Annotated in this window: 15 protein-coding genes; 8 read left to right on the forward strand and 7 right to left on the reverse strand. The window is 43.9% G+C overall.

What is annotated here, in order from left to right; all coding sequences use genetic code 11:
* The 4 genes from trkA to def are packed head-to-tail and all read right to left on the reverse strand — an operon-like array spanning window position 1 to window position 4,183.
* A complete protein-coding gene (gene trkA, locus BIW53_RS03730) occupies window positions 1–1,377 on the reverse strand; it encodes a Trk system potassium transporter TrkA (RefSeq protein WP_070990471.1) in 1,377 nt (458 codons plus the stop codon).
* 9 nt (window positions 1,378–1,386) lie between these two features.
* Window positions 1,387–2,673 (reverse strand): 16S rRNA (cytosine(967)-C(5))-methyltransferase RsmB, encoded by a 1,287-nt coding sequence (gene rsmB / locus BIW53_RS03735; RefSeq protein WP_070990472.1) that lies wholly within the window; start codon window positions 2,671–2,673, stop codon window positions 1,387–1,389.
* Entirely contained in the window at window positions 2,673–3,617 is a 945-nt protein-coding gene (fmt, locus tag BIW53_RS03740) for a methionyl-tRNA formyltransferase (RefSeq protein ID WP_070990473.1), read from the reverse strand. Before fmt ends, rsmB begins: the two co-directional genes overlap by 1 nt.
* A 59-nt stretch (window positions 3,618–3,676) precedes the next feature.
* A complete protein-coding gene (gene def, locus BIW53_RS03745; protein WP_070990474.1) occupies window positions 3,677–4,183 on the reverse strand; it encodes a peptide deformylase in 507 nt (168 codons plus the stop codon).
* A 119-nt stretch (window positions 4,184–4,302) separates the two neighbouring features.
* On the opposite strand from def, the gene BIW53_RS03750 reads away from it, so the two are divergent.
* From BIW53_RS03750 to hemF, 6 genes are all read left to right on the forward strand, one after another.
* A complete protein-coding gene (locus BIW53_RS03750) occupies window positions 4,303–5,427 on the forward strand; it encodes a LysM peptidoglycan-binding domain-containing protein (protein ID WP_070990475.1) in 1,125 nt (374 codons plus the stop codon).
* Window positions 5,428–5,451: 24 nt separating this feature from the next.
* On the forward strand, window positions 5,452–6,555 hold the full coding sequence (dprA, locus tag BIW53_RS03755) for a DNA-processing protein DprA (protein ID WP_070990476.1): 1,104 nt from the start codon (window positions 5,452–5,454) through the stop codon (window positions 6,553–6,555).
* Between the two features lie 2 nt (window positions 6,556–6,557).
* Window positions 6,558–7,031, forward strand: a complete 474-nt coding sequence (locus tag BIW53_RS03760) for a DUF494 family protein (protein WP_070990477.1) — start codon at window positions 6,558–6,560, stop codon at window positions 7,029–7,031.
* 81 nt (window positions 7,032–7,112) lie between these two features.
* On the forward strand, window positions 7,113–7,688 hold the full coding sequence (locus BIW53_RS03765) for a DNA topoisomerase family protein (RefSeq protein ID WP_070990478.1): 576 nt from the start codon (window positions 7,113–7,115) through the stop codon (window positions 7,686–7,688).
* Window positions 7,681–8,256, forward strand: a complete 576-nt coding sequence (tsaC, locus tag BIW53_RS03770) for an L-threonylcarbamoyladenylate synthase type 1 TsaC (RefSeq protein ID WP_245699345.1) — start codon at window positions 7,681–7,683, stop codon at window positions 8,254–8,256. The genes BIW53_RS03765 and tsaC overlap by 8 nt, the downstream gene beginning before the upstream one ends.
* Window positions 8,257–8,261: 5 nt before the next feature.
* Window positions 8,262–9,176, forward strand: a complete 915-nt coding sequence (gene hemF, locus BIW53_RS03775; RefSeq protein WP_070990479.1) for an oxygen-dependent coproporphyrinogen oxidase — start codon at window positions 8,262–8,264, stop codon at window positions 9,174–9,176.
* A gap of 54 nt (window positions 9,177–9,230) precedes the next feature.
* On the opposite strand, the gene BIW53_RS03780 is transcribed toward hemF, so the two are convergent.
* Both BIW53_RS03780 and BIW53_RS03785 read right to left on the reverse strand, forming a co-directional pair.
* On the reverse strand, window positions 9,231–10,838 hold the full coding sequence (locus BIW53_RS03780) for a methyl-accepting chemotaxis protein (RefSeq protein WP_070990480.1): 1,608 nt from the start codon (window positions 10,836–10,838) through the stop codon (window positions 9,231–9,233).
* A gap of 105 nt (window positions 10,839–10,943) precedes the next feature.
* Window positions 10,944–11,393, reverse strand: a complete 450-nt coding sequence (locus tag BIW53_RS03785) for a group II truncated hemoglobin (RefSeq protein ID WP_070990481.1) — start codon at window positions 11,391–11,393, stop codon at window positions 10,944–10,946.
* Between the two features lie 27 nt (window positions 11,394–11,420).
* Here BIW53_RS03785 and aroE point away from each other — a divergent pair, with 27 nt between their 5' ends.
* Both aroE and BIW53_RS03795 read left to right on the forward strand, forming a co-directional pair.
* Entirely contained in the window at window positions 11,421–12,245 is an 825-nt protein-coding gene (gene aroE, locus BIW53_RS03790; protein WP_070990482.1) for a shikimate dehydrogenase, read from the forward strand.
* Window positions 12,242–12,478 carry a DUF1488 family protein gene (locus BIW53_RS03795; protein ID WP_070990483.1) on the forward strand — a complete coding sequence of 79 codons (237 nt, stop codon included), beginning with the start codon at window positions 12,242–12,244 and terminating at the stop codon, window positions 12,476–12,478. Before aroE ends, BIW53_RS03795 begins: the two co-directional genes overlap by 4 nt.
* Here the strand turns inward: BIW53_RS03795 and BIW53_RS03800 are convergent.
* On the reverse strand, window positions 12,461–12,994 hold the full coding sequence (locus tag BIW53_RS03800; RefSeq protein ID WP_070990484.1) for a gamma carbonic anhydrase family protein: 534 nt from the start codon (window positions 12,992–12,994) through the stop codon (window positions 12,461–12,463). The two genes, BIW53_RS03795 and BIW53_RS03800, sit on opposite strands and share 18 nt — an antisense overlap.
* Between the last annotated feature and the right edge of the window lie 211 nt (window positions 12,995–13,205).

The raw sequence follows: 13,205 nt of genomic DNA on the forward strand, positions 1-13,205 counted from the left end.
CTAAACAAATAGCGCACTGACTTGGAAGAGCTTTTCAACAACGCTAATTTGTCGTTTATCAATCAAGAACATAATGACATGATCGCCCGACAATATGGTGGTGTCGTCATGGGCTATTAACACCTCGTCATTGCGGACAATGGCACCAATGGTGGTGCCAACAGGCAGCTTGATTTCACCGATAGTTCGGCCCACAACTTTAGAAGTATTTTCATCCCCATGCGCTACCGCTTCGATAGCCTCGGCAGCGCCTTTTCGTAATGAGTATACATTGACAATGTCACCCCTTCGAACATGGGTTAACAGTGCCGAGATGGTAGCTTGTTGAGGTGAGATAGCAATATCAATTTCTCCACCTTGAACTAGGTCAACATAGGCACCTCGCTGGATAAGCACCATGGTCTTTTGAGCACCCATACGTTTAGCCAGCATCGCCGCCATAATGTTGGCTTCATCGTCATTGGTGACGGCTATAAATACATCCACCTGTTCAATATGCTCTTCAGATAGCAACTCTTGATCAGATGCATCGCCACAAAAAACGACGGTGTTATCTAACATTTCTGATAGCTGTGTCGCGCGTTGTTGGTTTCGTTCTATTAGTTTTACGCTGTGGTTGCGCTCCAGTGAGCGAGCTAACCCCGCGCCAATGTTACCCCCACCGGCAATCATAATTTTTTTGTACGAACGCTCGAGTTTTTGCAGCTCGTTCATTACTGCACGGATATGCTTCGTTGCTGCGATAAAGAAGATTTCATCGTCAGCCTCAATCACAGTCGTACCCAGTGGTTTAATAGCTTTACCTTGTCGATAAATTGCAGCTACTCGTGTGTCGACGTTAGGAATGTGCTCTTTTAACGCAGACAAGGCATATCCGACTAATAGTCCGCCGTAGTAGGCTTTTACAGCAACTAAGGACAGCATACCTTCGGCAAACTGTAAAACTTGTAGCGCGCCAGGGTAATCAATCAAACGACGAATGTATTTGGTTACGAGCTGTTCAGGAGCAATATAGTGATCTACAGGTAAGTCATCGTTTTGGAACAACTTCTCTTTATATTTCAGGTATTGCTCAGAGCGAATACGGGCGATTTTGGTGGGAGTATTGAAAATACTATAAGCCACCTGACATGCTATCATATTCACTTCATCTGAGCTGGTAACCGCAATAATCATATCTGCATCTTCAGCGCCCGCTTGACGCAGAACATCGGGATGAGCGCTGTGCCCAGTTACACCTTGCAAGTCATATTTATCTTGTAGCTCACGCAGCCTATCACCGTCAATGTCGACTACGGTGATCTCATTTTGTTCACCTACTAAGTTCTCTGCAAGCGTTCCACCGACTTGGCCGGCGCCTAAGATAATGATTTTCATAGTTATTGCTTATTGTCGTTTGGTTATTTTTGCATAATAGAAACCGTCACTAAGCCCTGGTAGCAATTGTAGCCCCGGCGTCGTTGGGGTGTCACCCTGATGTAGTGGTTGGTGCTCGGCATCATCAGTGCTTTGTAAAAAAGCAACTACTTGATCATGGTTTTCCTCTGGTAAGACTGAGCAGGTGGCATATAACAGGGTGCCTCCTGGCTTTAGAAGTGGCCAGATATTCTCCAAAATCTGCTGTTGCAACTGCGCCAAGTCAGCAATGTCTGTGCTGCGTCTTAGCCACTTTATATCGGGGTGACGACGAATAACACCCGTTGCGGAGCAAGGCACATCTAGCAGAATACGGTCGTAAAGCTGTCCATCCCACCAGTCGTTTGGAGATGATGCGTCTGCATGGACGCAGTTTGCATGTAAGCCAAGGCGCTTTAAATTCTCCTCAACACGAAGTAAACGGTCACTATCAGCATCGAGTGCGTCAACATTGGTATTGGCCAATTCTAAAATGTGACAAGTTTTTCCACCTGGTGCAGCACAAGCATCGAGGATACGTTCATTTTCCTGTGGGTCTAAATATCGGGCTGCTAGTTGAGCTGCTGCATCTTGTACCGAACATGCTCCTTCACGAAACCCTGGTAATGAGTAAACGTCACTGGGCTTATCTAACACGATGGCATCTTCAAAACGGGGTTCAAGGCAGTGACTAATGCCAGCCTCATCAAGTAGCTCACTATATTCAGCAACACTATAATGGGCTTGGTTTATGCGCAACCACATGGGAGCTTGTTCTTGGTTTGCTTCCAAAATTGCTTGCCACTGTTCAGGATATGCAGCCTGCAGTTTCTTCATAAACCAGTTGGGGTGGTTATATTGGCATACTGCTATACGGTTTGCGCTATCTTCCAATTCACTAAATTGACGTTGAAAGGTGCGCAGTATTGCATTCACCAGCCCTTTCAGGCCTGGAGCACGCATACTCTGTAGGGCATTTACAGTTTCTGCTACCGCGGCATGCTCTGGCGTGCGCATGTATTGTAATTGGTACATTCCCACATAAAGCAAAAACTGATAAACCCGACGCTTGCCTTTGAGTGGTTGGTCGAGTAATTGCTGACAGTAATGCTCAAGCGTGGGCAAGTAACGTAGCACGCCATAACAGATTTGCTGTAATAGCGCTTTATCTTTTGGGTTTAGTTTGAGTGCAGCATTGGGCAACACACTGCTAAGAGACTGCCCCTTATCGACTACTTGAAAAAGTGTCTGGGCGGCCAAAGCTCGTACATTTGTCATTAGTGGCCTACCTTAGAACCTGGTGTAACCCAATCTGCTCGACCATTCAAAAAGTCCTGTGCAGACATTGGCTTTTTACCTTGAGGCTGTAATTGAGTCACTTTTAAAGCTTGCTCACCACAGGCGATAACAATGCCGTTTTTATCGCTACTAAGTACCAGGCCTGCTTCACCTTGCTGTTCAACAACTTCTGCCTGCCATATTTTGACTGTTTGTTGCTGCATCGTTGTATAACAGACTGGCCATGGGTTAAATGCTCTGACGTTTAAAGCGATTTGTGTGGCGCTCATCTGCCAGTCTATATCGGCCTCTTCTTTAGAGAGTTTTTTGGCATAGTTAGCCTGTGCATCATCTTGTTTGGTGGCAACGGCCGTGCCATTACTTAGTTGCTCTAATGTATCGAGCAGGGCGTCGGGTCCCAGCTGTGCAAGTTTGTCGTATAGACTGGCACTGGTGTCTTGCGCTGTGATGGGGCATGTTGCTATATGAAGCATGTCACCTGTATCTAGCCCTTCATCCATTTGCATGATAGTTACACCAGTTTGTTGATCACCGGCCCAAAGAGCTCGTTGAATGGGTGCAGCACCGCGCCAGCGGGGTAATATGGAGCCATGTACGTTTAGGCAACCTAGTTTAGGTGTTTCTAAAATGGTTTTTGGCAACAACACACCATATGCCACTACCACCATTACGTCAGCGTTTAGCGCGGCAAGCTCGCGTTGTGCTTCATCTGTTTTTAATGATTCAGGCTGATATACGGGTAAATTATGCTCCAGTGCCAGTGTTTTCACTTCACTGGCTTTTAATTTTTTACCTCGACCAGCTGGTCGGTCTGGTGTGCTGTAAACAGCAACAACTTGATGAGATGAGTTGATTAGGGCGCTTAAGTGACGCGCAGCAAAATCTGGCGTCCCGGCAAAAACAATGCGTAATGACTTGGTCACTGAGTTATCCAATAATTAGTTGATGGGAAGAGAGTTAAGCGAGAGTTATCTGCGCGCAATTAGCGAGCAGCCAACTTAGCTTCCTTTTCTAGCTTCTTACGGATACGTTGGCGCTTAAGTGGCGACAAGTAATCTATAAATAACTTACCCATCAAGTGGTCAAGCTCATGTTGTGTACAAATCGCAAGCAGGCCATCAGCATCGTAACTATATTCCTCACCATGCTCGTTTAATGCGCTCACCGTGATTTCTTCTGCTCTGTCTACCTTGGCCCAAGAGTGAGGTACTGATAAGCATCCCTCTTCGCTGGTAGTTGACCCCTCTTTACGAGTAATTTCTGGATTGATCAACACCCTAGGTTCATTGCGTTCTTCAGATACGTCAATGACAACAATACGCTGGTGGATATTAACTTGAGTTGCAGCAAGCCCTATTCCGTTTTCGTCATACATGGTTTCTAACATATCTTTGACGATTTGACGCACTTCATCATTTACTTCTGCAACTGGTTTTGCCACTGTGCGTAGGCGTTCATCTGGGAATCTGAGTACTTCTAACTTTGCCATGGTTACCTTTTATCGTTAAGCTTAAATGCAAAATACTATATGTTCTTATTTTAGCCATTCGCGTTCCCCTTTAACAGGTTTTGGTTGATAATATCGAAAAATAACTCAAGGAAGCCGTAATGAAACACCCATTTACAGCTCTGATCATGGCAATTTGTATTGCTTTCCCCACTTTTGCAGACGAGTTGAGTGTTAAAGATGATGCTCCCGCGCGATATGTGGTCAAAGAGGGCGACACGTTGTGGGACATTTCTAAGTTGTATTTATCATCTCCTTGGCAGTGGCAAACATTGTGGAAACAGAATCCGCAATTGGGTGATCCTGATTTGATTTACCCTGGTGATGTGTTGATGTTCCAGCGTGATGCACAAGGAAACCCAATGATCTCGTTGGATAAGAAAGGGGTTAAGAAATTATCACCTTCAGCTCGTGTTGTGGTGCAAAAGAGCACTGCGATCCCAACTCTACCTGCAGCAATTATCAAGCCGTTATTAGAATTTGAGCTGGCGCTCAGTGAAGAAGACTTAGTGGGTCATCCGTTTATTCTAGGGGCGAATTATAACGTTAAGTTGGCGACTCAGGGGCACCTGCTTTACATCAAAGGTGATCTTGACCCGTTTGCGCATTACGGCATCTACAGTGTGGAAGATAAATATGTGGACCCAAATTCCCAAGAAACGTTGGCTTATGAAGCTAATTTAGTTGGGACTGCACGTGTTCTTGATGCTGGTAATTCGGCACAGAGTAAGCCTGCGACGGTGAAAGTTGAAACCGTCAAACGAGAGATTAAACCTAATGATATTCTTATGCCTATTTCTCAAGGGCAGAGCTTTTCTGTACAATTTAGTATGATCAGACCTGCACACCCGATAGATGGAGAAATAATCTCCAGCGATAATAAGTTAAGGGAGTTTGGTGCAACAACTGTGGTGGTGTTGAACCTTGGTCGTGAGCATAACGTGCAAGAGGGTCATATACTTGATATTAGCAAGCGTTCACCTACAGTTATTGAAGGCAGCAAGGGACCTCGTTATGTTGAGGATGCAAGCCGATTAGAGAAATTATCTAGCAGTGTAAGGGAGCTTTTCAACACCTCAAGTTCAAAAAATAATGCGGTGTGGAACATGCCGGAAGAAAAAATTGGCGAGCTAATGATTTTTAAAGTCTATGACAAAGTTAGCTATGCGTTAGTAACTAGTGCGCTACAACCAATTCGAATTGGAGACAGTGTAGGTGTAAATTAACGCTTAATGCTCTAAGGAGGGAGCATGGAAACTTTAACTCAGTTGCAGTGTTTAGCACTGCACGCATGTAAGGGGCTGGGAGTGGCTTCGATACTTGCGCTACAAAAAAAGTGTGCACTCAGTTCACTTTTTCATTTATCTGACTCAGCGTTGCGAAGCCTGGGACTAAACGATGAACTTATCACCCAACTTGGTCTGATCAATTGGCCTTACCTTGAGCGAATTGCGTCTTTTTGCGAGCAGACGAAAATCTCAATTATCAGTTATTTTGATGGAGACTATCCACGACTTCTAAAAGAGATCAGTAGCCCACCTTTTATACTTTTTTGCAAAGGGGATGTATCGCTATTGTCAAAGCCGCAAGTGGCTATTGTTGGCAGTCGCAGTGCAACCGCTACAGGGTTAGAGATTGCGGCAGACTTCGCATATAAATTGCGTATGGCAGGGCTTGTGGTTACGTCGGGCTTGGCCAGAGGTATAGATGGAGCCGCCCATAAGGGAGCATTAGCTGCCAAGGACTCTTTATCGGGCTCTACTATTGCTGTGTTGGGAACGGGGGTTGATATTGTTTATCCAAAACGCCATAACTTATTATATCAGCAGGTGTTGGCAGCGGGTTTACTAGTAAGTGAGTTTTTTCCTGGAAGTGGGGCTAATGCAAGTCACTTTCCACGTCGCAATCGCATTATCTCTGGTTTGTCATTGGGTGTGGTTTTAGTGGAAGCAGAGATGAGAAGTGGTTCGTTGATAACCGCACGCTATGCTCTGGAGCAAAATCGAGACGTGTTTGCGGTTCCTGGTTCTATAAAAAGTCCACTGTCTCAAGGTTGCCATTACTTGTTGAAACAAGGGGCAAAGTTAACTGAAAGTGTAGAAGACATTCTGGAAGATGTGAGCTTTTTGCCAGAAAACGGTCTATATAGTATAGAAAGTGTGACAAAAAATGATTCACCACAGGAGGACTGCCCAGTTTTAAAAAACCTTGGCTTTGAGGTTACTTCGGTGGACACCTTAACGCAAAGGACCCAGTGGCCCGTTGAACGTGTTGTTGCACGTTTGTTGGACCTAGAGCTTGAAGATAAAGTAGAACGCGTCTTAGACGGCTACATTAAATTAGCGAGGGGTTAATCATGTTTGATATCCTAATGTATCTATTTGAGAACTATATCCACAGTGAAGCGGATATCTTTGTTGAGCAAAATGAGTTAACCGATGAGCTGTTGCGGGCAGGGTTTAACCAAGAAGAAATATACAAAGCTTTGGACTGGCTAGAACAGTTAGCAGATCTGCAACATAGCGATGAGATCCCTTATCTCAACAGTAAAGCTGACAGCGCCATTCGTATTTACACGGAGCAAGAGTGTCAAATGCTTGATATTGAGTGTCGCGGTTTTCTTATGTTTGTGGAGCAAGTGGGTGTGATTGACTCAACGACTAGAGAAATGGTGATTGACCGTTTATTCGCATTAGAGAAGCCAACAATTGGATTGGAAGATCTGAAGTGGGTTATTTTAATGGTGCTCTTTAACGTACCCGGTAAAGAGCAAGCCTATGCTCAGATGGAAGATCTTATTTTTGATGAGCCTGGTGGCTACCTGCACTAGTAAATTTTAGGGTCAATTCCCTTGACCCTAAAGTCATGGCGGTTATATTAGGCGCAAATTTGTGCACTGGCCGAAGGTAATATGAGTAAGATTGATCATTCTTTGTTTAATGCAAAACAACACGCGTTAGAAAAAGAGTATGAAGTTTGTCCCGAGTGTGGCTCTGAGCTGGTGATCAAACACAGCAAAAACGGCCCTTTTTTGGGATGTGCAAGCTATCCCACATGTAGCTACGTTCGCCCTTTAGCACAACATGATAATCATGATATTAAAGTGTTAGAGGACTCCCCATGCCCGCAATGTGGTAATGACCTAGTGATTAGAAATGGACGATATGGGATGTTCATCGGTTGTACTGGTTATCCTGAGTGTCATTATATTGCGCATGATGAACAAGAATCAGAAGCCGAGTGTAATATTGGTTGTCCCAAATGTCATAAAGGCCAATTAACCAAGCGAAAGAACAAGTTTGGAAAGTTCTTTTATTCATGTGATCGTTACCCTCATTGCAAGTACAGTTTAAATCAACAACCCGTTGCTCAGACTTGCCCTGAATGTGGGTGGGCCATTATGGTGCAAAAACAAAGGTCGGGTAAAGCTGTGTTACAATGTCCACAAAAATCCTGTCAGCACAAGATAGAGAGTCAAAGTGAGTAATACACAACCGATTAATTTGCAGGAGGCGTTTGCTGCGTTTACTGCTGGTGGAGTGCTTTGTTATCCTACCGAGGCCGTTTATGGTTTAGGATGCGACCCAGATAATGAAGCCGCGGTAACACAGCTACTCAATATTAAGCAAAGAGATGTAACGAAAGGGTTGATCTTAGTTGCTGATAACTACGGGCAATGCTTACCCTATGTTGATGATGCAAAAATCCCTATGGATAAACGCGCAGATATTTTTTCATCCTGGCCTGGGCCTATTACTTGGTTGCTACCCGCAAAGTCAAGCACACCAAAATGGCTAACGGGCACTCACGATACCATCGCGATACGCATTAGTGCACATCCAGTAGTAAAAGCTTTATGTCAAAAAATCGGAAAGCCTCTGGTATCCACAAGTGCAAACATTAGTGGAGCCGAACCTGTTATGAGCATTATGCAAGCAAAAGAAACTTTTCAAGAGCAAATAGCTTGCTATGTAACAGGTCAGCTAGGTAGCAGCACCAGTCCGAGTCAAATTAAACATGCACTTAGCGGTGCACTTATTCGAGGGAATCAATAACACACATGAGTAAGGTAAATTTAGAAACAGTAAAAGCGTTTTTGTTGTCATTGCAGGACTCGATTTGTGCAGGATTAGAACAGGCTGATGGAAAAGCAAAATTTGTTGAAGATGCATGGCAGCGTGAAGAAGGGGGGGGCGGGCGTACACGTGTTATTCGCGATGGTGCTGTCATTGAACAGGGAGGGGTAAATTACTCTCATGTGTTTGGTGAGTCTATGCCAGCTTCTGCGACGGCGCATAGGCCAGAATTAGCGGGCAGAAGCTTTCATGCGTGTGGTGTCTCGTTAGTCATACACCCAAAGAACCCACATATTCCTACTAGTCATGCAAATGTTCGTTTTTTTATAGCGGAAAAAGATGGTGAGGAACCTATTTGGTGGTTTGGTGGTGGTTTTGATTTGACACCATTTTACCCGGTGTTAGACGATGTAAAACACTGGCACCAAACTGCTCAAGACTTATGTATGCCTTTTGGTGAGCAGGTATATGATGATTACAAAAAATGGTGTGATGAGTACTTTTATCTAAAACACCGAGGTGAGACTCGAGGTGTTGGCGGTTTATTTTTCGATGATTTGAATGAGTGGGGGTTTGATAAGAGCTTTGCATTTATGCAGGCTGTCGGCAATGGTTATTTAGATGCTTACCTACCACTTATTGAACGTCGCAAAGATACCCCTTTCGGTGAGCACGAGCGTCAGTTCCAACTTTATCGACGTGGGCGATACGTGGAGTTTAACTTGGTGTGGGACAGAGGTACTTTGTTTGGTTTGCAAACGGGGGGGCGTACTGAGTCAATTCTCATGTCGATGCCACCTCTGGCGCGATGGGAGTACAACTTTACGCCTGCTGCGAGTAGTCCAGAGGCCAAGCTGTATGATTTCTATCTGAAGCCACAGGATTGGCTGAGCCTTTAGCAATATAAAAAAGGCGCCCATAGGGCGCCTGAAACACAGCATAACAATTCTAGGCTAATCGAGTTTAAAACTTCTTACTTGCTCATCTAAAGAGCGAGCGAGAGAAAGTAATTCCTCACTTACTTGTTTACTACCATGGGCATCAACTAAAGACTGCTCAGCATTATCTCTTATCGCGATGACACTTTGATTTATCTCTTCTGCAGCTAAGTTCTGCTGTTCAGTCGCATCTGCTATTTGTACGTTTAAGTCATTTATTTCGTGCATTTGATTGGAAATATTTTTCAGTGCTTGCGCAACTTGTTTTACCTGCGCAGCTCTGTCGTCAGCTTCTTCACATGATGCACTCATGGCTCTTACGGTTTGCTCTGCTTCACTTTGTAATTTATCAATAGTGCGTTTAATTTCGTCTGTTGAGTCGTGAGTGCGAGTTGCAAGCGTGCGAACTTCATCCGCAACAACGGCAAAGCCACGGCCCGCTTCACCCGCACGAGCAGCCTCAATAGCGGCATTCAGTGCTAATAGGTTGGTTTGCTCTGCAATGCTGCTGATCACTTCAAGTACTTTTCCGACCTCAAGTGTTTGTGCTTGTAGTTGACTTACCTGTGTCGCAGCTTGGCGTATGTCTTGCGCAAGTTGATTAATACTTTGCTCGGTGCGCTCAGCTACTGCCATGCTTTCTTCTGCAAGATGGTTACTACTATCTGACTTTTCTGATGCAATGTGGGTGGTGTTTTTTACTTCACTCGATGAGCACTCAAGTTCGTTAATTGCGGCAGCTACAGAATCAGTGCCTTGTTTTTGCTGTAAAATAGCGCGCTCAGTTGTATCTGCTGAAGTGTAAATTGTTTCGGCAGATTGAATAAGCACTTTAGAGGTATGTGATACTTGACCGATGTTATCTTTGAATGAGGCCATCATTTTGTTGTAGTTGATGGCTAAGCGCCCTAACTCATCATCAATGCTATCTTCAATACGAAGACTTAAGTCTTTATTTTGCGAAGCCAGTCGCATAGTACGGCCCAGCGTTTTTAGACGCGTAATAAACAGTTTTCTAAATAGTGTGCCTAAGATCACAAATGTCACGACAAAGATCCCTGTTAATAACGCAGTACTCAACCATGTATTCGTTTGTACGCTCGAATCTATATCATCCAGTGAATAGCTTATTCTGACTACACCTAACACATCGCCTTCTTGTGCTTGGTGACAACCCAAGCAATTCGTACCCTTATAATCTGCTTTTGCAACCATAGGTCTTAGGTATGTCATTACTCGCGAATCTTTGCGAGTTTCGATAAACAAAGACTCTTTACCGTTGAGTGCTTGTTGTTCTGCTTCTCCATTTGGGGATTGATTCGCGTTGCCCACACCGTAGATTTTCACGACCTGTGGGCCACGAATAATATGGGCGTCTTCAATATTAGGGTGTGCTCTGAGCTTTTGGCTTAAGATCTCTCTATTTGCCATGGTGCCAGTGAGCATCATGGTATTGATAGAATCGAAATAGTTATCTGCTAATAAACGAATGTTGTCAGCAACTGTGTCTTGCGCCAATTGCTGTTGTTGGCTTGAGCTACTAAAAATACTGGCTATCAGCACTAAAATACCAGTTATTGCTAGTAGAGCATAAATTTTATGTTGAATAGAGGTCACACGCATCGCACACTTCTCCTTTTTGAGGATGCGTATTATGACAAGCGCAAAATTAGAGGCTTTGACTTAGCGCAAAAAGCGGTGTTGTTTTGTACGCTAGTGTCTACGACTTTAGTCTTGATTTATCATATGACTTGCTAATTGTGCCAATGAGTGGCGTAAACCTTCGCGCAATAGAGGGTTATCTATTTGCTCATCCAAAGCTTTATTCATGCAATACATCCACTGGTCCCGCAAGTCTTTATTGATTGGGAATGGCATGTGGCGTTGCCTCAATCGAGGGTGACCGTATTTTTCCACGAATAGATCTGGACCACCTAACCAACCAGATAAAAACTCAAAAAATACCTGGCGTATTCTGTCCAATGGTTGTGGATGCATATCATATAAAGGTTTTGCATAGGGATCACTTGCCATAATGTCGTAAAATCTATCGGCTAGCGCGCGGGCTCCTGATTCACCACCCATAATTTCATAAGGTGTCTTTTCGGGTGTTGGTGTCGGCTCGCTCTGTGATTTACTTGCATCCTGATTGAAGATGCGTTTAATTAACTGCTTCATAATATTGAAAACTTCTTAGGCATTATCATGGATAAATACGCGGTGTTTGGACACCCCATAAAACATTCGAAATCACCGCTGATCCACCAAGCATTTGCACGCCAATGCATGGACCAGATCAGTTACGAGGCGATTCTAGCACCTTTAGATGGTTTTAAAGAATCCGTTGAGACGTTTTTTGCCTCAGGAGGTAAAGGGGCCAATGTAACTCTGCCATTTAAAGAGCAGGCTTTCGAGCTTGCCGATAAGCTCACTCAAAGAGCAAAATTGGCGGGTGCGGTTAATACCTTAAAGTTATTGGACGATGGCAAGTTACTTGGAGACAACACCGATGGTGCAGGCTTAGTCTATGATTTAGAGCGTCACAATGCCCCCCTTAGTAATGCCACTGTTTTGCTGATCGGCTCAGGTGGGGCCGCCAGAGGGTGTATTTATCCTTTACTGCAGGCGGGCGTAGCACAGATTGTGGTGGCAAATCGCACTGCTAACAAAGCTGAATCTTTAGCTACGGATTTTTTGCAGTTTGGTGATGTATCGGGATGTGGCTTACAAGATATCCCGCAGGGTAGATATACTATAGTGATTAATTCGACCTCTTCGAGTGTGACAGGAGAAGTACCTAATATTTCCCCTTCGATATTACAAGATTGTATACTCGCCTATGACATGTTTTACAGCGAGCAACGTACGAGCTTTTTGACTTGGGTAGCGTCACATAATGCTGATTCAAAGTTAGTCGACGGCTTAGGAATGTTATTTGGACAAGCAGCCGAAGCCTATGAAATTTGGCGTGATAAAAAACCAAACATAGAACATGTGATCAATGGAATGAAAAATGGAGCGGTATTATGAACCAGGGGATCTTATTTAATGATGATGTCAATGTTGCTCATAATTGCTTGGCTTTCACCGCCATGGTTAATGGAATGATGGTCAAATGTATAATTGCAACTCCATCAATGAGCGATGAGGCAGCATTAAAACACTTTAAAGACCATCAATTTGACTATGAAATGCAAGCTGAACAATTGATAGAAGATGAAATTTATGAAGAAGATGGTAGCGTTCTATTGACCTTCCTCTAAATATTCATCCTTGAGTTGCACATAGTTTTGAGCTGAGACTTTCAAAAATGCCAGCTCATCTGCACTAAGAGGCCTAGATTTTTTAGCCGGGCTGCCAACATATAAATGTCCTGACTCTAAGGTCTTGTTTGGTGGAATGAGTGCACCACCACCAATAATGACATCATCTTCGACTGTAACATTGTCCATCACAATCGCACCCATGCCCACGAGAATACGATTACCTAACGTACAGCCATGTAGCATTACTTTATGCCCAATAGTAACATCATCACCAATAATTAAAGGGTAACCTTTAGGGTTAGATTCAGAGGCTCGGGTCAAATGTAATACAGAACCGTCCTGCACATTAGTCCGTTCACCAATCTTGATATAGTTTACATCGCCCCTCGCTGCTACCAGTGGCCAAATGCTGCTGTCTTTACCAATATTAATGTCACCGACCAAAATTGATGACTCGTCAACGTATACACCTTCGGCAAGTTTTGGGGTAATGCCTTTATAACTTCTGAGCATGTCTAACCTCTATTCAGTTCTATATTATATAAACTAAGTGTAGAGGTTCGTTTTGTAAGAAGCTATAGTTTCCAAAAGCCATTTTTAGTCTATAAAAAACACTAAAAATACAGCTTTCGCTCAAAAATAACGCGAACAGTCCATTTTCATCACTTTTCTTCAAAAATCCTTTAAAAAGGGCTTGCGCTTTTTATTCGCCGCCCTATAATGC

Origin of the sequence: Pseudoalteromonas byunsanensis (assembly GCF_001854475.1) — a bacterium.
Taxonomy (GTDB): Bacteria; Pseudomonadota; Gammaproteobacteria; order Enterobacterales; family Alteromonadaceae; genus Pseudoalteromonas; species Pseudoalteromonas byunsanensis.